The organism is Steroidobacter cummioxidans, from assembly GCF_003104955.1.
Window position 1 is genome coordinate 52,459 of the sequence record NZ_LSRW01000046.1, and the last position, 20,446, is coordinate 72,904.

General features: G+C 61.8%; 22 protein-coding genes. 3 read left to right on the forward strand and 19 right to left on the reverse strand.

All coding sequences use genetic code 11. The features are described from left to right. Positions 1 to 56: 56 nt before the first annotated feature. The 9 genes from D0550_RS21565 to D0550_RS21605 all read right to left on the reverse strand — a co-directional run bounded on the left by D0550_RS21565 (position 57) and on the right by D0550_RS21605 (position 8,206). Positions 57 to 1,034: a COX15/CtaA family protein gene (locus tag D0550_RS21565; RefSeq protein WP_206606454.1), complete on the reverse strand. Its 978-nt coding sequence runs from the start codon at positions 1,032 to 1,034 to the stop codon at positions 57 to 59. Between the two features lie 110 nt (positions 1,035 to 1,144). Beyond that, positions 1,145 to 1,534 carry a cytochrome C oxidase subunit IV family protein gene (locus D0550_RS21570; protein ID WP_116811277.1) on the reverse strand — a complete coding sequence of 130 codons (390 nt, stop codon included), beginning with the start codon at positions 1,532 to 1,534 and terminating at the stop codon, positions 1,145 to 1,147. A 38-nt stretch (positions 1,535 to 1,572) separates the two neighbouring features. Further along, complete coding sequence (locus D0550_RS21575) at positions 1,573 to 2,247, reverse strand: heme-copper oxidase subunit III family protein (RefSeq protein ID WP_116811257.1); 675 nt, start codon at positions 2,245 to 2,247, stop codon at positions 1,573 to 1,575. A gap of 13 nt (positions 2,248 to 2,260) precedes the next feature. Continuing rightward, entirely contained in the window at positions 2,261 to 2,950 is a 690-nt protein-coding gene (locus tag D0550_RS21580; protein WP_161965972.1) for a cytochrome c oxidase subunit 3, read from the reverse strand. Next, positions 2,947 to 4,716 carry a cbb3-type cytochrome c oxidase subunit I gene (locus D0550_RS21585; RefSeq protein ID WP_116811259.1) on the reverse strand — a complete coding sequence of 590 codons (1,770 nt, stop codon included), beginning with the start codon at positions 4,714 to 4,716 and terminating at the stop codon, positions 2,947 to 2,949. Before D0550_RS21585 ends, D0550_RS21580 begins: the two co-directional genes overlap by 4 nt. A gap of 56 nt (positions 4,717 to 4,772) precedes the next feature. Next, positions 4,773 to 6,125 (reverse strand): c-type cytochrome, encoded by a 1,353-nt coding sequence (locus D0550_RS21590; protein WP_116811260.1) that lies wholly within the window; start codon positions 6,123 to 6,125, stop codon positions 4,773 to 4,775. Between the two features lie 50 nt (positions 6,126 to 6,175). Beyond that, complete coding sequence (locus D0550_RS21595; RefSeq protein ID WP_116811261.1) at positions 6,176 to 6,730, reverse strand: hypothetical protein; 555 nt, start codon at positions 6,728 to 6,730, stop codon at positions 6,176 to 6,178. A gap of 122 nt (positions 6,731 to 6,852) precedes the next feature. After that, positions 6,853 to 7,467: a hypothetical protein gene (locus tag D0550_RS21600; RefSeq protein ID WP_116811262.1), complete on the reverse strand. Its 615-nt coding sequence runs from the start codon at positions 7,465 to 7,467 to the stop codon at positions 6,853 to 6,855. Further along, complete coding sequence (locus D0550_RS21605) at positions 7,451 to 8,206, reverse strand: SURF1 family protein (protein ID WP_116811263.1); 756 nt, start codon at positions 8,204 to 8,206, stop codon at positions 7,451 to 7,453. Before D0550_RS21605 ends, D0550_RS21600 begins: the two co-directional genes overlap by 17 nt. A gap of 47 nt (positions 8,207 to 8,253) precedes the next feature. Here D0550_RS21605 and D0550_RS21610 point away from each other — a divergent pair, with 47 nt between their 5' ends. Then, positions 8,254 to 8,454, forward strand: coding sequence for a twin transmembrane helix small protein (locus D0550_RS21610; RefSeq protein ID WP_116811264.1), 201 nt, complete (start codon positions 8,254 to 8,256; stop codon positions 8,452 to 8,454). 94 nt (positions 8,455 to 8,548) lie between these two features. On the opposite strand, the gene D0550_RS21615 is transcribed toward D0550_RS21610, so the two are convergent. From D0550_RS21615 to bioB, 8 genes are all read right to left on the reverse strand, one after another. Next, positions 8,549 to 9,427 carry a cytochrome c oxidase subunit 3 gene (locus D0550_RS21615; RefSeq protein WP_116811265.1) on the reverse strand — a complete coding sequence of 293 codons (879 nt, stop codon included), beginning with the start codon at positions 9,425 to 9,427 and terminating at the stop codon, positions 8,549 to 8,551. A 46-nt stretch (positions 9,428 to 9,473) separates the two neighbouring features. Then, on the reverse strand, positions 9,474 to 10,013 hold the full coding sequence (locus D0550_RS21620; protein WP_116811266.1) for a cytochrome c oxidase assembly protein: 540 nt from the start codon (positions 10,011 to 10,013) through the stop codon (positions 9,474 to 9,476). Between the two features lies 1 nt (position 10,014). Next, the gene (locus D0550_RS36460; protein WP_275129267.1) at positions 10,015 to 10,137 is read right to left on the reverse strand and encodes a hypothetical protein; all 123 of its coding nucleotides are present in this window, start codon (positions 10,135 to 10,137) and stop codon (positions 10,015 to 10,017) included. Then, positions 10,137 to 11,732, reverse strand: coding sequence for a cytochrome c oxidase subunit I (ctaD, locus tag D0550_RS21625; RefSeq protein ID WP_116811267.1), 1,596 nt, complete (start codon positions 11,730 to 11,732; stop codon positions 10,137 to 10,139). Before ctaD ends, D0550_RS36460 begins: the two co-directional genes overlap by 1 nt. Positions 11,733 to 11,740: 8 nt before the next feature. Further along, positions 11,741 to 12,601, reverse strand: coding sequence for a cytochrome c oxidase subunit II (gene coxB, locus D0550_RS21630; protein ID WP_116811268.1), 861 nt, complete (start codon positions 12,599 to 12,601; stop codon positions 11,741 to 11,743). Between the two features lie 119 nt (positions 12,602 to 12,720). Then, positions 12,721 to 13,242 (reverse strand): DUF2244 domain-containing protein, encoded by a 522-nt coding sequence (locus D0550_RS21635; RefSeq protein ID WP_116811269.1) that lies wholly within the window; start codon positions 13,240 to 13,242, stop codon positions 12,721 to 12,723. Between the two features lie 66 nt (positions 13,243 to 13,308). After that, the gene (bioC, locus tag D0550_RS21640) at positions 13,309 to 14,184 is read right to left on the reverse strand and encodes a malonyl-ACP O-methyltransferase BioC (protein WP_116811270.1); all 876 of its coding nucleotides are present in this window, start codon (positions 14,182 to 14,184) and stop codon (positions 13,309 to 13,311) included. A gap of 13 nt (positions 14,185 to 14,197) precedes the next feature. Continuing rightward, positions 14,198 to 15,256, reverse strand: a complete 1,059-nt coding sequence (bioB, locus tag D0550_RS21645; protein WP_116811271.1) for a biotin synthase BioB — start codon at positions 15,254 to 15,256, stop codon at positions 14,198 to 14,200. Between the two features lie 139 nt (positions 15,257 to 15,395). On the opposite strand from bioB, the gene D0550_RS21650 reads away from it, so the two are divergent. Beyond that, the gene (locus tag D0550_RS21650) at positions 15,396 to 16,130 is read left to right on the forward strand and encodes a ComF family protein (protein WP_116811272.1); all 735 of its coding nucleotides are present in this window, start codon (positions 15,396 to 15,398) and stop codon (positions 16,128 to 16,130) included. A 17-nt stretch (positions 16,131 to 16,147) separates the two neighbouring features. Here the strand turns inward: D0550_RS21650 and ubiA are convergent, their stop codons facing one another. After that, a complete protein-coding gene (gene ubiA / locus D0550_RS21655; protein ID WP_414717319.1) occupies positions 16,148 to 17,017 on the reverse strand; it encodes a 4-hydroxybenzoate octaprenyltransferase in 870 nt (289 codons plus the stop codon). Positions 17,018 to 17,421: 404 nt separating this feature from the next. On the opposite strand from ubiA, the gene D0550_RS34955 reads away from it, so the two are divergent. Continuing rightward, positions 17,422 to 17,586, forward strand: a complete 165-nt coding sequence (locus tag D0550_RS34955; protein WP_161965973.1) for a UBA domain-containing protein — start codon at positions 17,422 to 17,424, stop codon at positions 17,584 to 17,586. A 334-nt stretch (positions 17,587 to 17,920) separates the two neighbouring features. Here the strand turns inward: D0550_RS34955 and recG are convergent, their stop codons facing one another. After that, positions 17,921 to 20,011 (reverse strand): ATP-dependent DNA helicase RecG, encoded by a 2,091-nt coding sequence (gene recG / locus D0550_RS21660; RefSeq protein WP_241520872.1) that lies wholly within the window; start codon positions 20,009 to 20,011, stop codon positions 17,921 to 17,923. Between the last annotated feature and the right edge of the window lie 435 nt (positions 20,012 to 20,446).

Genomic DNA, 20,446 nt, shown 5'->3' on the forward strand with positions numbered 1-20,446 from the left:
ACAGCAGTGACCAACGACAGATTCTACAGGACCTGCCGCGCGCCCGGGCGTCGACCTCAGCGCAACAATCTGTTCACACGCAGAGTCGCAATCAGCAGCAGCGCGGCCACGCCGTTATGTGCTGTGGCCAGCACCAAAGGCAATGCGCGCATCACCATGATCGGACCGAGAATGAGCTGCGCGATCAGCACCACTCCCAGCAATATGCCCGCGGTTCGCAGCGCCGGCGTGGTGCCTCGGCGCCAGGCCAGAAAACTCAGTGCGCCCAGGATCAGGGCCGCGGCGATCGCGCCCAGCCGGTGCACGAAGTGGATGGCCACGCGCGCCGGGTGATCCAGCACACCGCCTTCGTAGTCGATGCCCAGTCCTCGCCACAGCACGAACGCATCCTTCACGTCCATGTGCGGCCAATAGCTGTTCTGGCAGGTCGGGAAGTCCGGACAGGCGAGGGCGGCGTAGTTACTGCTGGTCCAGCCACCGAGCATGATCTGCAGAGCCAGCATCGCCAGTCCGGCGATCGCGAGCTTGCGCAATCCGACGTTGTCCGTGCGCGGCGCGGGCTCGGGCGGACGCATGGCCAGCCACGCCAGCAGCGACAGCGTCGACAAACCACCGACCAGATGCAGCACCACGATCAGCGGCTTGAGCAGCAGCGTGACGGTCCACATGCCTAGCAGCCCTTGGAAAATGACCAGGCCGACCAGCGCGAGCGGCAAAACGACCGGCTGCTGGGGATCGTCGCGATTGCGGATCGCCAGGCCGGCCAGCACCAGGATCAGAAAGCCCAGGCCCGAGGCGAAGTACCGATGCACCATCTCCTTGATGGCCTTGTGGTACTCGAACGGCCGGTGCGGGAACGCCTCGTTGACGGCGTCGACGTTCAGGGCCGCGCTGCCGGCAGTGAAGTGACCATAACATCCCGGCCAGTCGGGGCAGCCCAGGCCCGCGGCACTCAGGCGCACCCAGGCGCCGAGCACGACCACGACTAGCGCGAGCACCACGCCGGCCAGCGCCACGCGGCGAAACAGAAGCAAGCTTGGAGTCATGAACGGGGCGCGATTCGAGGCAATTTTGAGCGGGGCGCAATGATAAGCGCCCCGCCGCCGCTTTTGTGCCTGTTGGGGCGATTTGCCCCGGTCCAGCGCTACTTCGCGAACCACGCAATTCGAGTGAGGAACGTGTAGTCCCCCTCGATCGCCATCAGCCCGATCAGGATCAGTAGCGCCAATGGCGGCACCAGGATGGCCAGTTTCAGCGCCAGCCGTTCCCAGGCCATGTGCATGAAGATCGCTACGATGAAGCTCGCCTTGATTATCATGAACACGATAATCAGCGTCCAGCGCAGTGCGCCCTGCAGCTGGAAGTAATCGACCATGTAGGAAAATGCGCTGAAGACGAACAGTAGCCCCCAGATCCACAGATACAGCTTGATGGGGTGCTGCTGACCTTCCGCATGGGCGCCATGCGCGGCTGCGTGCGCGGGCGGATGATCCGCAGGGACGTCCGCCGGAATATCGTGCTGTCTGACCGCCATGCCGCTCTCCGCAGGTAGGTTGGGACGGGCGCGGCCCGTCACCACAAATAGAAGAACGCGAAAATGAAGACCCACACCAGATCGACGAAGTGCCAGTACAGGCCGGCGACCTCGACGGTCTCGTAACTGCCTTTACGATCGTAGAAGCCGTTCAACACGCGTGACGCGACCACGCTGAGATAGATCACGCCGCCGGTCACGTGCATGCCGTGAAAGCCGGTGATCATGAAGAACGACGAGCCGAACTGCGCCGCGCCCATCGGGTTGCCCCATGGCCGCACGCCTTCATCGACGATCAGCTTGGTCCACTCGAACGCCTGCATGCCGACGAAACACAAGCCCAGCGCTGCTGTCGCAAACATCAGCGCCGCGGTTCGCTTGCGATCGCGCCGATAACCGAAGTTGACCGCCATCGCCATGGTGCCGCTGCTCGTAATCAGCACCATCGTCATGATGGCAATGAGCAGCAACGGAATGTGATGACCGCCGACCGTGAGCGCGAATACTTCGGCCGTATTGGGCCACGGTGCGGTCGTCGACATGCGCACGTTCATGTACGACGTGAGGAAACACGTGAAGATGAAAGTGTCCGAGAGCAGGAAGATCCACATCATCGCCTTGCCCCAGGGCACCGGGAAGGCCTGCTTGTCAGCAGACCAGTCCGCGGTCACGCCTCTGAAACCAGGTTCCAACGTGGCGGGTTCGTGGCTCATGCTTGTCTCTCGCTCAAGTCGATAACAACACAGCGAACAGCCCCAGCCAGACCAGCAGCAGGTAATGCCAGTAGACCGAGGTGAGCTCGACGCTCAAACGCACGTCGATCAGCTCCACGTCTTTGCGCAACGAGCGCCCCAGCGTGCGTGCCCACACGACCAATCCACCCAACAGGTGCAGCGCATGCACGGCTGTGAGCACATAGAAGAATGCGACCGCGGGATTCAACGGAGTGAAAAACTCCGAGTAGCGAATCTCACGCCAGGCAAGCCACTGGCCGATCAGGAACGCGAAGGTGAGCAAGCCCGCTGCAAACAGTTTCCAGCGCGTCTGCTCGAGCTGACTCTTAGCGACCGCTGCGCGCGCCGACTGCATCGTGACGCTGGCAAGAATCAGCACCACCGTGTTGAGCCAGAGGATCGACGGATCGCGGATCGACTGCCAATCGCTTGCCGCCAGTGGGCCATGACCCGCATGCTGGCCCATGCGCATGTAGTAAGCAGACAGGAACAAACCGAACAACGAAGTGACGACCGCAAGAAAGATCCATAGCCCGATGCGCTTTGCCGAAAAGGAAAAGCCCTGCTGCTCCGACACGCCGGTTGCCGGCGCTTCCCACGGCTTGGCTCGCAGCTTGGTCACGAGCACCGCCCAAACGGCGATGCCCGTAGCGAGCGCGAGATAGGCAACAGTCAGGCTCACGTGGGCACTCCATGCTCGCGCCCGGCCGGTGTCTTCTCGGAATGCGGCACGTTCTGCGGAATGAAGTCCTGCGGCGCACCCGGCACGCTGTAGTCGTACGCCCAGCGATGTACTTCAGGCAGGTCTTTGCCCCAGTTGCCGTGCTTCGGCGGCGTCTGCGGGGTCTGCCATTCCAAAGTTGTCGCACGCCACGGATTCGGATCCGCGACCGGACCTTTGAAGTATGAGTGGATGAGGTTGTAGAGGAACACCAGCTGCGTGGCCGCGACCAGCATCGCCGAGATCGAGATCCATTCATTGGCCTCGTGCACCGACGGCGGAATGAACTGAATCGCGTCGGTGTAGCCGTAGTAGCGACGCGGCACGCCGAGAATGCCCATGTAGTGCATCGGCAGGAAGATCGCGTACGCGCCCAGGAACGTCATCCAGAAATGGAACTTGCCGAGGCGCTCATCGAACATGCGTCCGGTGATCTTCGGATACCAGTGATAGATGGCACCGAACACCACCATGATCGGCGACACGCCCATCACCATGTGGAAGTGCGCGACCACGAAGTACGTGCCCGACAGCGGCACGTCGACGGTCACATTGCCAAGAAACAGTCCGGTCAGGCCGCCGTTGATGAACGTGAAGATGAAGCCGATGGCGAACAGCATCGGCACGGTGAGATGCACGTCGCCGCGCCAGATGGTCAGCACCCAGTTGTAAACCTTGATGGCGGTCGGCACCGCGATGATCAGGGTCGTGGTGGCGAAGAAGAAGCCGAAGTACGGATTCATGCCGCTCACGTACATGTGGTGCGCCCACACGACGAAGCTCAGGCAGCCGATCGCCAGAATCGCCCACACCATCATGCGGTAGCCGAAGATGTTGCGGCGTGCGTGCGTGCTGATCAGATCGGACACGATGCCGAACGCCGGCAGCGCGACGATATAAACCTCGGGATGGCCGAAGAACCAGAACAAATGCTGGAACAGCAGCGGGCTGCCGCCGGTGTGCACGGTCTGCTCGCCCATCGAGGACACCGCCGGCATGAAGAAGCTGGTGCCGATCAGGGAATCCAGCGCCATCATGATCGCGGAAACAAACAGCGCCGGAAACGCCAGCAAGCCGAGGATCGACGCCATGAAGATGCCCCACACCGACAGCGGCATGCGCATGAACGTCATGCCGCGGCAGCGGGCCTGCAGCACCGTCGTCACGTAGTTCAAGCCGCCCATGGTGAACGCGACGATGAAGATCGCGAGCGACGCGAGCATACAAATGATGCCCCAGCTTGCGCCTGGGGTGCCGGGCAGTACCGCTTGCGGCGGATACAACGTCCAGCCCGCCCCAGTCGGACCGCCGGGTACGAAGAGTCCGGCGAGCAACACCAGCACGGCGAGCAGATAGAACCAGAAGCTGAGCATGTTCAGGTACGGGAACACCATGTCCCGCGCACCCAGCATCAGCGGAATGAGATAGTTGCCGAACCCGCCAAGAAACAGCGCCGTCAGCAGATAGATCACCATGATCATGCCGTGCATGGTGATGTACTGGTAATAGTCCTGTGGCGCGATGATGTGGAAGGTGTCTGGGAAGCCCAGCTGCAGCCGCATCAGTATCGACATGGTCAACGCCACCAGGCCGATGCTGATCGCCACCGCCGCGTACTGCAGGGCAATGACTTTGTGGTCCTGGCTCCAGATGTACTTGCGGATGAAACTCTGCGGATCGTGCAGGGCGTGCTCGTGATCGCGATCGGCGATTGCTACAAAAGCCATCGAAACACACTCCTTCTACATGTTCTATTGAGCCTTGCTACTGCGCCTGTGGCGGGTCATAAGGTCCGGATGTAGTCGAGAACGTCGGCGACCGCCTGATCGTCCGGCAGCACCTTCGCCATGGATCGCATCTGGACGCCATTGAAGTCCTGTGGATGATCGCCGCGAATGCCGTCGCGGAAGTGCTGTAGCTGGCGCGCCATGTACCAATCGCTCATGTTGGACAGACGAGGGGCGCTCGTTGCCCAGATCCCCTTGGCCGTGTCGCCATGACAGGCCGAGCAGGTTTGATACAACTTCTTGCCGCGTACCGGATCGCCGACCACGCTGGCCGGAGGCCGGACTTCAGGTAGCGTCTTGATATAAGCAACCACGTTGCGGACCGCGGTGTCGTCGGCGAGCATGGAAGCGAACGGAATCATTTGTTTCGCAAACGTGTCCTGCTCGTTCGAGCCGCGCACCCCATCTTTGAAATTCTTGATCTGGTGCGCCAGATACCAGCCGGCTTGGCCGCTGAGCTTCGGTGCATTCAACTCGCGATTGCCTTCGGCCTTGGCGCCATGGCAGGCAGTGCAGGCCGTGAACAATGCCTGGCCCGCCGCTGGATCGCCTTTGGTCGCGGCCTGCGTCTGGGCGAACGTCGGTTGTGAGCCGAGCCACTTGTTGAAATCGTCTTGCGTATCCACGACGACGCGGCCACGCATGGCGAAGTGCGCGACTCCGCAAAGTTGCTCGCACAGCACGTCGAACTCACCGGTGCGCGTCGGCGTGAACCAGAAATGAGTGACCATGCCGGGCACCATGTCCATCTTCACGCGAAACTGCGGCACGGCGAATTGATGGTTCACATCCTTAGCGCGTAATAACATTTTCACGGGCTTGTCGATGGGCAGATGCAGCTGCGGATTCGCGACCAGCACGTCGTCCTGACCGGCCGGATCGTTCGGATCCACGCCGAAAGGATTGTCGACGCTGATCAGCTTGGCGTCCGACGCGCCGAGCTGACCATCCTTGCCGGGGAATCGATAAGCCCAGGCCCATTGCTGACCCAGCACTTCGACGACCGATGCATCGTGCGGCACGGTGACGAACTTGGCCCAGACCGACAGGCCTGGTGCGAGCATCGCGGCGATGCCGACCGACGTAATGCCAGTCAGCCACCATTCGAGTTTCTTGTTCTCCGGCTCGTAATGGGCCTGGTTACCCTTGCGATGCCGGTAACGAATGATGCAGTAGGCCAGGAACAGATTCACCGCGACGAACACGATGCCCGTCACCCAGAAGGTCACGTCCACGGTCGAATCCACTGTGTTCCAGTTGGATGCGATCGGCGTGAACCACCACGGGCTCAGGAAATGAAACAGCACCGTGGCCACTACCAGCACGATCAGAGCGATCGCTATCAGCATGGGTGTTTCCCCTCTTCGATTCCCTGAAGCGCATTCTTGTTGTTGTGTCTTCAGGCTCTCGGTGCGGTGACTCTCTCCACGGACGTGAACGGGTTGATGAAGTGGGAATCGATGCCGACCATCTCGGCGTCCGCATGGCGCTCTTCCATCATCTTGCGGACCGTTGCTTCCTGGTGCTTGCCGACATAGACCAGGATCAGATACTTGCCTGCGGCAATATCGTCGTGAAAGCGCGCCAGCTTTTTGTTCTCTGTGGCGATGCCAGTCAGGCCGCCTTCCCACGCGCCGAACAAGGTCGCGGCACCGACCAGAATGGCGTAGACCAGTGTCGGGATTTCGAAGTCGGGGCCCAAGGGTTTGAAGTACATCAGCAGCCAGATGCCGATCAACCCGGCCACGAAGCCGAGCGCTGCGCCGATGAAGCCGTCCCGGACGATGTCCAGGGTTTCCAGATAATTCGAGGAATGGATCTGCTGTTTCTTCAGACCGCACTCGTCCTTGGAGATCACGTGCAGATAGAAATCTTCGACGCCCACTTCATGCAGATCATCGGAAACGTCCTGGGTGCTCTTCAGCGTCGACGTCAGATAGTAGATGCATTTCATGGCAATCCCCCGAGCTGGCAGTACTAATCAACCGTTACGCGATACCTCTTTATTCAATTCCAGTCTGCGCGCGAAGAAATGCCGTGGCGCACTCCTTCGCTAGCGGCACGAGTGTGTCACAGTTATCCGATATGCGACAGCTTGAGTAATTTCTTCAGATCTTCCAGCAGCGCCTTCTGCGGTGCATCAGACTCGTATTTCATCATCAGATTGCCGAGCGGATCGATCAGATAAATGCGTCCGAGGCTGGCGGCCTGAGCTGCATCGGGAAATGTTTCTAACAATGTCTGGCCTGCGGGATTGTCGATGCGCCCGAGCAACAGGCCGCTTTGTTCGCTCTCCAGATAGGCCTGATCGCAGCAGTTGCCGCTGACCAGGAACACGCGCTGGACGCGGTCCATCTTGTCGCCGAGCGCGAGTCTCGTTTGACGCATCAACGTAAGGGCTTCCCGGCAGCGTGCGTCGCAAGCGCCGTCGCCGATGAATACCATGCTCCACTTGTCTCGCAACGCATCCGCTGCAAGCGGTTGATCCGCCAGGCCCGGCAATTCAACTTCCGGCAATGGACGAGCCGGTTGAATGAGATCGCCCTTGTTCGTGCTGCCATGCGGACGCACGCCGCCGCCGTAATAAAGAAGGAACGCCAGCGCCAGCGGAGCAAAGAATGCGCCGATCAGAATCCAGATCTGCCGGCGTGAGCGGGAGCCCGGAGCGGAGGGTTCAGCGGGGCGATTCATCTGTTGCCTTCTTGGTACGGAAACTGGTGACGATAAAGAGAACGACGGCTGCCAGCGCGAGCGCAAACCACTGCACGGCATAGCCGACATGACGCTCGGGGGCGAAGCCGAGATGGGCTTCCCAGACGCGCTCGTAACCCTCGGGTTGTGAAGCGTCGAGCAACAATATTCCAGGAATGAGCGGGTGACCGAACTGCTGTTCCAGCGCAGATTGCTGCGGGAAGTTGAGCACCCGAGGCCACGGCGCACTCGCGTCGATTGGTGGAGTCGCCAACTCCAGTCCCGCTCGAGGTAAGGCATCGACAGTGCCAGTGATCGTCCGCTCGTCATTTCCTACGGAGACATCGGGCAATTCACTGCGCGTGGCGCCCAGTGGCAGCCAGCCGCGGTCCACCAGCAGCCAGCCGGCGGCTGTTTCAAAAGGAGTGAGTACTCGGTAGCCCGGCTGACCGGCGTGCGAGGGCATGTTGTCGAGCAGAATCTGATGCGCCGGGTCGAAGCGACCTGCGACCCGGGCCCGCTGATAGCGCGCCAGACTGGCGGCGTTTTGCGGAGTAATCTCGAGCTGCGATTGCTGGCCCAGCGCGTATTGATCGAGCAGCGCCTGCTTCTGATCGGCCCGGCCCAGTTGCCAGAACCCGAGCCAGATGAAGAACGTCACGCCCAGCACGGTCAGCGCGGCCCCGAACATGCTCGGGCGCCAAACTCGGGTCTGCAGCGTTGTGTCGGTGGAGCTCACGATATACTTCGGTGCGATCCGCGTTCTCGGATCAGGAGGCTGTCCCCATGATCAAAGGTCTCATCATTGCCTGTTTGGCCGCCATCGTGCTCAGCCTGTTCTCCGGCCTGTTCTATCTGGTGACCGATAAAGGCGGCTCGAAGAAGATGGTCAACGCCCTGTCGATCCGCGTCGGGCTGTCGGTGGCACTGTTCGTGCTACTGCTGCTGGCCTGGGCGCAGGGGCTGATCAAGCCCATCGGCATGTAAATGTAAAAAAGCCGCCGCGTTCAAGTTGAAGCGGCGGCTCCCAGATAGTAGCGGAGCGCATCTGTACGCGCTCCGCCGAAGTCGAAACTGGCGCTTACAGCCAGTACACGAATACGAACAGACCCAGCCACACCACGTCGACGAAGTGCCAGTACCAGGCCACGCCTTCGAATGCGAAGTGATGTGTCGGCGTGAAGTGACCCTTAAGACAGCGGAACCACACCACCGCCAGCATGATCGCGCCCAGGGTCACGTGGAAACCGTGGAAGCCGGTCAGCAGGAAGAAGGTCGAGCCGTAGATGCCCGAGGTCAGCTTCAGGTTGTAGTGCTGATACGCCTCGATGTACTCGTGCGCCTGCAGGTACACGAACAGGAAGCCCAGCGCGATGGTCAGGCCGAGGAAGGTGTTCAGGATGGCGCGATTGCCGGACTTGATCGCGTGGTGCGCGATCGTGATGGTCACGCCCGAGGTCAGCAGGATCGCGGTGTTGATCGCCGGCAGACCGAACGCAGGAATCACGTCGAAGTCGCCGCCGACATTGCCCGGGCCGTCGGTCGGCCAGGCCGCTTCGTAGTTGTCGCCACGAATGATCTTGGTTATCGCGCGAGTGCCTTCGCCGCCGAGCCACGGCACTGAGAAGTTACGTGCGTACCACAGCGCGCCGAAGAACGCCGCGAAGAACATGACTTCGGAGAAGATGAACCACATCATGCCCATGCGGAACGAGCGATCCACCGCGTCATTGTAAAAGCGGGCTTCGCTCTCCTTGATCACGGCGCCGAACCAGCCGGCGAACATGAACAGCAGGATGCCGAAGCCGACCGTCATCACCCACGGGCCGGACTGCGAGTGGTTGAGCCACATCGCGCCTCCGCCCACGGTCGTGAACAGAGCGATCGAGCCGACCAGCGGCCACGGACTACTGTGGGGTACGTAATATTTCTCGGACGGCGCGGGCGTTGCGTGGGCCATAGTTATCTGCCACTCACTTCAAAACGAATTCAGTTCAAACCAAAAATCAGCTGGTGCTCTTCGCGTCGTACATCACGTACGAGAGCGTCAAGCGATCGATGTTCACGGGCAGCTTCGGATCGACGATGAAGCGCACCGTGAGCTCCCGCTCCTGTTGCGCCTCGAACGGCTGCGGCGTGAAACAAAAACATTCGGTCTTGTGGAAGTACTTGGTCGCCTGCAGCGGCGCGATGCTGGGAATGGCCTGGGCCACGACCCCCTGCGAGCGCATGTTGCGCGCGTAGAACTTCGCTTCGCTCAAACGGCCAGGATGCACCTCGATGCTGCCGACCGCGGGCCGGAACTCCCAATCGCCGATCGCCGGCGAATCCGATATCAGCTCGATGGTCACCGTCCGGTTTTCGTCTTCCGGCGCGGTGAATGAGCTCGCCTGCACCAGCTTGGTCCGATCGCCGTAACCGGTGACGTCGCAAATGACGTTGTACAGCGGCACCAGCGCGAAGCCGAACGCAAAGCTGCCGGCAGCAAAGATCCACAGCTGCCGGGTCAGCGAGCGATTCGCCTGTTTGAGCGGTGCCTCGGTCATCTCAGGAGCGCATCACGGCCATGGCGATGAAACCGAAGTAGAACGTCGCAGCCAGCAGCAACAGCCAGATGACTGTGCGCTGGATGCCACGCTTACGCTCCGGATCTCGAATCTCGGTAGCCATTACTTCACTTCAGGTGCGGTTTCGAAGCTGTGATACGGCGGCGGCGAGCTCAGGGTCCATTCCAAGCCGTGCGGACGGCCGCTGTCCCAAACCTTGTCGCTCGCCTTCTCGCCGCCACGGATGCAGGAGATCACGATGTAGACGAACAGCAGCTGCGAGAAGCCGAAGCCGAACGCGCCGATCGAGGAAATCATGTTCCAGTCAGCGAACTGCGTGGCGTAGTCCGGGATACGACGCGGCATGCCGGCCAGACCCAGGAAGTGCTGCGGGAAGAACAGCACGTTGACGAAGATGGTCGACAGCCAGAAGTGCCACTTCGCCAGCGTCATGCTGTACATGTGGCCGGTCCACTTCGGCAGCCAGTAGTAAGCAGCGGCCATCAGTGAGAACACCGCGCCCGGCACCAGCACGTAGTGGAAGTGCGCCACCACGAAGTAGGTGTCGTGATACTGGAAGTCGGCCGGCACGATCGCGAGCATCAGGCCCGAGAAACCGCCGATCGTGAACAGGAACAGGAAGGAGATCGCGAACAGCATCGGCGGCTCGAAGCTGATCGAGCCCTTGAACATGGTCGCGGTCCAGTTGAACACCTTCACGCCGGTCGGCACCGCGATCAGCATGGTCGCGAGCATGAAGAACATCTGACCGGCCAGCGGCATGCCCACCGTGAACATGTGGTGCGCCCACACGATGAACGACAGGAAGGCGATGGAAGCGGTCGCGTACACCATCGCGTCATAGCCGAACAGCGGCTTGCGCGAGAACGTCGGGATGATCTCCGAGACGATGCCGAAGGCCGGCAGAATCATGATGTACACCTCGGGGTGACCGAAGAACCAGAAGATGTGCTGGAACATCACCGGGTCGCCGCCACCGGCCGCCTCGAAGAAGGTCGTGCCGAAGTAGTGGTCGGTCAGCAGCATGGTCACGGCGCCCGCGAGCACCGGCATCACGGCGATCAGCAGGTACGCAGTGATCAGCCAGGTCCAGACGAAGATCGGCATCTTCAGCAGCGACATGCCAGGCGCGCGCATGTTCATGATCGTCACGATCACGTTGATGGCGCCCATGATCGACGAGGCACCCATCAAGTGCACGGCGAAGATCAGCATCGGGAACGCTTCGCCGGTCTGCTGCGACAACGGCGGATACATGGTCCAGCCGCCGGCCGGTGCGCCGCCGGGCACGAACAGCGTGCCGATCAGCATGGCGAAGGCGAACGGCAGGATCCAGAAGCTGAAGTTGTTCATGCGCGGCAGCGCCATGTCCGGCGCGCCAACCTGCAGCGGGATCATCCAGTTCGCCAGACCGACGAACGCCGGCATGACCGCGCCGAAGATCATGATCAGCGCGTGCATGGTGGTCATCTGATTGAAGAACATCGGATCGACCAGCTGCATGCCCGGCTGGAACAACTCGGCGCGAATCACCAATGCCATGGTGCCGCCGACGAAGAACATCAGCAGGCTGAACAACATGTACATCGAGCCGATGTCTTTGTGGTTGGTCGCGAACAGCCAGCGACCAATGCCCTTGGCTGGGCCGTGATCGTCGTGATGATCGTGAGCAGCGTCGTGAGCGTGTGCGTGTGCCATGGTCTCTATTACTCCGCGGCAGCGGCCGTTGCCGGCGCTGCATTCTCAACTTGGGCGGCAGCAGCGGCGGGCGCGCCACCTTGCTGCTCGGCGAGCCAGCTGTCGTACTCGGCCTGCGGCTTCACATCTACGACCACCGGCATGAAGCCATGATCGCGACCGCACAGCTCGGCGCACTGGCCGCGATAGATTCCGGGCTCATCGGCGCGGAACCACAATTCGTTCACGAAGCCCGGAATGGCGTCCTTCTTCATGCCGAAGGCCGGCACCCACCAGGCGTGGATCACGTCGTTCGAAGTGAGCAGCACGCGCACCTTCGCGCCGACCGGCACGACCAGCGGGTTGTCGACTTCGAGCAGGTAGTTGGGGATCGACTTCGGATCGATGCCCGAGCCGGTCTGACGGGCGGCGTCGCTGTCGCGCGCCAGCGTGGAGAAGAACTTCACCTTCTGATCGAGGTATTCGTATTCCCACTTCCACTGGTAGCCGGTGACTTTGATGGTCATGTCCGAGTTGCGGGTGTCCTCGATCTTCACCAGCGTGGCGGCGGCCGGGATGGCCATGCCCACCAGGATGGCGACCGGAATGCTGGTCCAGATGATCTCAGCCTTGGTGCTGTGATCGAAGGTGGCCGGCACGGCGCCCTCGGAGTGACGGAACTTCACGATCGAGTAGATCATCATGCCGAACACCGCAATGGCGATCAGCACGCAGACCCAGAGGACCAGCATGTGCAGGCCGTGGATATCGCGGCTCAGCTCCGTCACGCCGACCGGCATGTTGAGTTCCCATGCCGCCAGCGCCGCCCCGGTGGGCAAAAACGCTGCCGCCGCTAATGAACCGGCTGCGGCGTATTTCACGATCTTCATTGGCCCTAATGCTCCCAAGTGCTTCGTTCTGCCCGCGTCCCGCTCGAAGCCCGAGCCGGACACGAATCATGCGTGGCCGGGCGCCGCGCATCGCGCCCGCAGTTCAACGCCGCGCTACCTCATAGCGCGGGCGTTTCGTTCATATTCCCCACCAGCTGCTTTAGACGCACCGCTAGACTGCGGCGCTCGTCCTCTGTGAGAAACCTGCCCACCTCGCGGGTGCGACCACACGACTCCAACATGAGTCGGCTGGGATGTAGCGCCGCCGGCGGGGCGTGGAGTGTAACCCTCGCCCAATGTCTAGGAAATACCGATGACTGCACACCACGGCGGTCCCAGTGTCTGATGATCACCGAGTCCTGGGTCACTGTAATGGTTTCCCGCTCCTGCCCTGAACGCATGGAGGCGCGGACCGCCCAGATCAGCAACCCGATTTCCAGGCCGGCAAAGGGCAGGATTGGCCAGAACCCCTGCGCGGTAAACAGCAGCGCGACGGCAAAGGTGGGCACCGCGACCAGCCCGATGAAGATGCGCGCGGTCTTGGGAGTGAGCGACCGATGCGGCATGAGCTCGAGCACCCGTTCCGCGGGGGCGGGGTCCGGGGTCGGGCGAGGCGGCGGCAGATCGACCCGAGCGTTCATCGTGAAGATATTTTTGTCAAAGCGCCGATTTTTCGTTGCTGTGACTACCAGATGATTGCTAAAAAATTAACGTTTAGAGCGGCTCAAACTGCTCACGGGAATGCGCACTTCGGCCCCGGCTCGGGCCCGAGGTCGGAGCTCGCCGGCCCAGGCATGACCGTAGACCACTTCCACGGAGATCGGTAGTGCGGCCTGTTCCGTAGCCGGTCGCATGGCTTGCCGTAAGAACTCCAGCCTGCCTTTGGGAGTCAGCCCGCGGGCCCGGCCGTGAGCCAGGTTGCTTGAACCCATGGCTGTCAGCTCCCCCAGCAACGCGTCGAGGTGGGGGTAGGTTACGGTCAGTCGCTCGGTGTCCATTACCGGCTCCGCCATTCCCGCGCGCATCAGCGCATCCCCCAGGTCGTGCATGTCGATAAAGCGGTGGACATGGGGGTAAGCATCGATTTTGCGCCAGCCCTCGCGCAATTCGCGCAAAGTGTCCGGACCGAGGGTAGCGAAGGTGAGCAGGCCGCCTGGCTGCAGGACCCGGCGGATTTCCTGGAACACAGCGTCCGGGTCGTGGCACCACTCCAGCATCAGGTTGCTGAAGACCAGTTGCGCGCTGGCGTCTTTGATGGGCAGTCGATGCGCATCGGCGGCGACCCGATGGAAGCGGCGCAACCAGCTTTGCCGCCGATTGGCTTCCACCAGCATGCCCGGCGCCAGATCGAGGGCGATGACCTCGGCGGTTTTGTAGCGATGCTTGAGCGCTTTGCTGGCGTGGCCGGTGCCGGCGCCGAGGTCGAGCACGACCTTGGGCTGGAGTTTGACGAAGTCGAGCCGTTCGAGCAGCCGATTGCGGATTTCGGTCGGCACCACGGCCGCGGCGTCGTAAGACTTCGCGGCCTGGTCGAATGAGCGGCGGACGAGCGCGGGGTCGAGATAGAACTCATCGGGCAACATGGCCCGCGGAATCTTACCCGCTAATCGCGAGTTGCTCGTCCTCTAAACGTCGCGAGCAGCTCGGTGCACTCTGCTCAGCCAGCGGTTCCGGCGTGATGCCGAGCTTCGCGAACAGCTGGCGGTCCTTGTCCTCTTCGGGATTCTCGGTCGTCAGCAACTTGTCGCCGTAGAAGATCGAGTTCGCGCCCGCGAGGAATGCCAGCGCCTGAGTTTCATCACTCATCGCCGAACGGCCCGCCGACAAGCGCACGTGTGCCTTCGGCATCAACAGGCGCGCGACCGCAATCACGCGCACGAAATCCAGCCCGTCCGGCTTGTCCGCGCCATACAGCGGCGTGCCCGGCACCTGCATGAGCTGATTGATCGGCACGCTGTCCGGATGTTGAGGCAGCGTCGCCAGCGTGTGGAGCAGCTCGGCGCGATCCTGTTCCTTCTCGCCCAGGCCGAGAATGCCGCCACAACACACATTGATGCCGGCGTTGCGCACGGCTTCGAGCGTGTCGAGGCGATCCTGGTAGGTGCGCGTCGTGATCACCTTCTTATAGTGGGACTCGGACGTGTCGAGATTGTGGTTGTAGTAGTCCAATCCCGCATCTTTGAGCTGATGCGCCTGTTCCGGCGTCAGCATGCCCAGCGTCACGCAGGTCTCCATGCCCATGGCGCGCACGCCTTTGACCATTTCGACGATCTGCGCGAGCTGCTTGGGCTTCGGGCTGCGATACGCCGCGCCCATGCAGAAGCGAGTCGCGCCGTTCGCTTTCGCCGCTCGTGCTTTCTCCATCACATCGCCCAGATCCATCAAGGGCTCGGATTTCAGGCCCGTCTCGAAGCGGATGCTCTGCGAGCAATAGGAGCAGTCCTCGGGACACGCGCCCGTCTTGATCGACAGCAACGTGCTGATCTGCACCTGGTTGGGATCGAAGTACAGCCGGTGCACCCGCTGCGCGTGATAGATCAGATCGGAGAACGGCAGCGCGAACAGCTCGCGCACCTCGTCCAGCGTCCAGTCGGTGCGTACGGCACCCAGGCGATCGACCAGCGTAGCGCTGCGGACGGCGTCGGAACGGGTCATTTCCACGGCAAACCTCACGTTATTCGGGCGCTGCGCGGCGGCTCGAAGGCGCCAAGCTCTGGTTCAGCCACGCAGGGGTCAGTCAGTACCGACTGTGTTGGCGGGAAGTATTCGTGGCGGCCGGGAAGCCTGTCAACCGATGCTGAGAACCGTAGTCGACATTATCGGCCGGCTGGCCGCCGCGGCCGGGAACGGCTTGTGGCCGCTACGCTGTGCGCTTTGTGGTCAATCCGGTCACGAAGATCTGGATTTGTGTGCCGGCTGCGCCGCCGATCTGCCTCGCAACGACCACGCCTGCGAGCACTGCGCCGAGCCGCTGGCGGACAATCACTCGAGCATTGCGCTGTGTGGCCGTTGCCTGCAGCGGGCGCCGGACTTCGATGCCTGCGTCGCGCCGTTTCGCTACGAGTTCCCAGTCGATCGCATGATTCAGGGACTGAAGTACCGCCGCGAGCTCGTGTATGGACGCGTCCTTGGGGAGCTCTTGGCGCGACACCTTTGCCGCCGTGAAACGCGGCCCGAGCTGGTCATTCCCGTGCCGCTCGGCCTGGCGCGCTATCGCGAGCGTGGTTTCAATCAAGCGCGTGAACTTGCATTGCCCGTGTGCAAGTCGCTTGGGCTGGCGCTGCGCAGTGATTTGATTACGCGTCGGCGTGAAACGCAGGAACAGGCTTCGTTGGATCGAAATGAACGACTCAAAAATACTCGGCGCGCTTTCGCTTTGACGGCGCCACTGCAGGCACGACACGTCGCAATCGTCGACGACGTGGTCACGACGGGCAGTACCGTCAACGAAATCTCAAAAGTGCTGCGCGCGGCCGGTGTGGAGTGGATCGAAGTCTGGGCGGTGGCCCGCGCCGAACGAAGCAGATAGTTGCAGTTGGTCCTGCCTTATCTAAAGGTGTATTCGAGCAGGATGCCGACGAACACAGACATGCCGAAATAGTTGTTGTTGAGGAAGGCTTTGAAACAATCTTCGGGCTTGCGCTTGCGAATCAGAAACTGTTGATACAGAGCAAACATTGCCGCAAACGCCAGCCCCAGGCCGTACCACAGGCCCAGCTCCATCTCGTGTCCGATCAGCCACAGACCGAGCAACGTCATCAGCTGCATGATGCCGATGATGAAACGATCGGCGTCGCCGAACAGGATGGCGCTGGAGCGAATGCCAAGTTTCTTGTCGTCCTCGCGATCCACCATCGCGTACATCGTGTCGTACGCCACGGTCCACAGCAGGCCCGCCATGAACATCACTATAGCTGCGCGCGGTACCGCGTTGGTCTGCGCGGCGTAGGCCATCGGTACTGACCATGTGAAGGCAATGCCGAGATAAGCCTGCGGCATGGGGAAGAAACGTTTGAAGAAGGGATAAGTGACTACCAGCACGCCACCCACCAGCGTTAGCAGCTGCGCGAGCTGATTGAGCGTCAGCGCGAGCCCCAACGCTATCAATCCCAGTCCCGCGCACAGCGCGATGGCTTCTACCGGGTCGACTGCGCCGGTGACCAATGGCCGATCTTTGGTGCGCTTCACGTGGCCATCGAAATTTCGGTCCGCAAAATCATTGACGGCACAGCCGGCGGAACGAGTGAGCACGGTGCCGAGTACGAACACTATAAATACGTGTGGATCGGGTTTGCCGCCAGAGGAGAGCCACAGTGCCCAGAGCACTGGCCACAACAACAACCAGATACCGATGGGTTTATTGAGCCGCGTCAGCGCCCCGTACGCACGCAACTTCGCCGCCGCGCCGGGGAGGATTTCGGTGACGAAGGCAGTGGCGGTGATTTTGTGGCCAAGCCAATGCAGGCGCTGGCGGAGCGGCGCCAACGGTTGCGGGGTGCGGAGTTGCTCGATGTCGGGCGGCGATTCCGCCGCGGCCGGGGTTGCGGTCGTCACTGGCGGGGCAGCCATCATCGCGACGGTTTTGATGTAGTCGCCTTGAGGGGCTGCTGGCCCTGTCGTTGCCGCCGAACTCGACGCCTTCGCCGGCTGGCTTCGCGGCGGCGTAGTCGCGGGTACCGCGGTAGACGACGCTGGTATCTTCGCGCTCGCGGGATGTGATGGCGGCGTTTTTGACGACGGCACTGCGCTCCGCTTTCCCGAGCCGCGCTTGGCTTGAGCAGATGCGGGTGCTGGCGCGGGCGGAGTGACAGCAGGCGCTGATGCTTTCGCGATCTCTTGGGCTGGCGTCGCAGGTGGTGTCGCGACGGGCGCCGCCGCTGCTTTCGCGCTTTCCTGATTCGCCGTTGCTGGTGTTGCAGGCGGCATCGCGCCCAGAGGCTGCGTTTTATCTGGAGAGTGCTGATCTGCAGGCGGCGTCGCGATAGGAGCCGCTGCTGTCTTCACATTCTCCTGATTCGCCGTTGCCGGTGTCGCCGGCGGCGCATCGATCGGCTGAGTTTTGTCCGGGCTGTGACTTTCTGACGCCGTCGCGACTGCCTTGGCCAGGTCCTGAGGCGTCGGTATCGGTGGTATCACATGCAGCGGCTGGGTCTTATCCAGACCGTGCTTGCTCGAGGTCGAAGCAGGCGGGGCCGGCGGTGCGGCTTTCAGCAGTTCCATTTGCGCAGGCGGCGACTTCGGCGCGGCTGGCGTCGCGTCCAGCGGCTGCGTCTTATCCGGGTTATGCGCGTTCTGTGAATCTGCCACGAACCTGACCGTTTATACCTTGCTGAACCTTTCGCCCTGTCCAATCCAGCGCCGTAACAGCGGCGCTATGTTGGCCTCATTTTCCTTGAGCATCAATTCCGCTACTTCCTGAACTTTCGGCAGCAGATCGGCATCGCGGACCAGCTCCGCCACTCGCATTTGCATCAGGCCGGTCTGCTTGGTGCCCAGCAGCTCGCCTGGCCCGCGCAATTCCAGGTCGCGGCGGGAAATCTCGAAGCCATCGTTGGTCGCTCGCATGACAGACAAACGCTCACGGGCGACCTCCGACAGCGGCGTTCGATACAGCAGCACGCACGTGCTTTCCGCCGCACCTCGTCCAACCCGTCCGCGCAGCTGATGAAGCTGCGCCAGGCCCATGCGTTCAGCATTCTCGATGACCATCAAACTCGCATTCGGCACGTCGACGCCGACCTCGATGACGGTCGTCGCCACGAGCAAATCGATTGCGCCTTCCTTGAAGCGCGCCATCACCGCGTCTTTCTCTTTGGACGACATGCGGCCATGAACCAGTCCGACTTTCAGCTCCTGCAGCGCCTCGGCCAGCGCGGTCGCCGTCTCTTCGGCCGCTTGCGCCTCCAGTTGATCGGACTCTTCTATGAGCGGGCATACCCAGTACGCCTGGCGTTTCTGCCGACACGCGTCGCGAATCCTCAGTACGACTTCATCGCGACGATTCTCCGGCAGCGCGACGGTCTTCACCGGTGTGCGCCCGGGCGGCAATTCATCGATCACGGATACATCCAGGTCGGCGTAGGCCGTCATTGCCAGCGTGCGCGGAATCGGCGTCGCCGTCATGATGAGCTGATGGGGATAGCGGCCCGACGCCAGACCTTTTTCCCGTAGCAGCAATCGTTGATGCACACCGAAGCGATGCTGCTCATCGACGATGACCAGTCCCAACCGCCGAAACTCGACTTCCTGTTGAAACAGCGCGTGCGTGCCAATTGCGATCTTCGCTTCGCCCGACGCCAGATCAGCGAGCGATCTCGCGCGCGCCGCGGCCGTGCGTTTGCCGGTGATCAATGCCGGATATAAATCGAGCGGCGCCAGCCAGCTCGTGAAATTGCGTGCGTGTTGTTCGGCGAGCAATTCCGTCGGCGCCATCACCGCAACCTGAAAGCCCGCTTCGACCGCTCGCAACGCCGCCAGGGCTGCGACCAAGGTCTTGCCACAACCCACGTCGCCCTGAACGAGCCGCAGCATCGGACTCGATTGCGAAAGATCTCGCTCGATCTCACGCCACGCCCGCGTCTGCGCACCCGTCGGCTTGAAAGGCAGCGTTCCCAAGAAACGATCGATCAGCGGCTCGCCCACGGTGAACTGCCAACCTGGATCGCGCTGAATCTCACGTCGCAACAATCGCAAGCTCAATTGATGCGCGAGCAGCTCTTCGAATGCGAGTCGACGCTGCATGGGATGCTGACCCGTTCCTAGCAGATCCAGATCCGCATCCGGCGGGGGACGATGGACGTAGTGGAGCGCCTCGCGCAGCGGTGGCAACTGCAGTTGAGCGAGCACGGCGGGCGGCACCCAGTCCTGCACGCTTCGATTCGCGAACTCACGCAACGCCATCGTCGTGAGCTGACGCAAGCGGCCCTGTTGCACACCCTCCGTCAGCGGATAGATCGGAGTGAGCACGTCTTCGTTGGTGGTCACGGCGTCAGCAGCGACACGCCGATATTCCGGATGAACGATCTCCAGCCCACTCGGACCGCGCCGAACTTCTCCAAAGCATCGCAAGCGCGTGCCACGAGACATCTGCTCGTGCTGTGAGTTGCTGAAATGGAAGAAACGCAGCGTCAACCAACCGGACCCATCGCCGATCCGACACAGCAGCTGACGGCGTCCGCGGAATGCGATCTCGGCCAGCTGCACCTCGCCTTCGACGACGGCGCGATCGCCATGACTCAGTGAGCCGATGGGAATGACCTGCGTGCGGTCTTCGTATCGAAGCGGTAGCAGGAACAGCAGATCCTGAACGGTGGTGATGCCCAGCTTCGCAAGCTTCGCTGCAAGCGCATCGCCCACGCCACGCAGCGCCGTGACCGGACGAATCTCCGGCGACACAGCGGCCGCAGGCACGTTAGTACCTGAAGAGCGTTTGCTGTTTGAAGGGGAGGGGCTCATTCACGAGAAGTGTACGGCACCGAGGCTGCAATCTGCTTCCACTGGTTCTGCACGCCGCCGCCAAGAGAGGTTTTGCAGGGGAAGAGAAAAGCGCGAGTGTGCGCTCTACCGCTCTACCGCTCTGCCGAATGCAACCGACGTCTCAGCGGTGGCTGTCGGGGGGAAGTGTCCTCCCGGCAAATGGATCCATCAGGATGGTGGTCCATTAGCAGCCACATGGGCTCGGCGGTGTCTTTTTTCAGCGAAGCACGGCTTCGCTCCGCCGAGCGGGTGTACATGGATGTACACCCTGGGCTTGCGCGGAGCAGGACTGCGCAGCGCAATTGTTGCAGCAAAAGTCGCGCGCGTTTAGCGCGAGCGAAGCGGAGCGACGGCGTGTGTCGCGGTGCC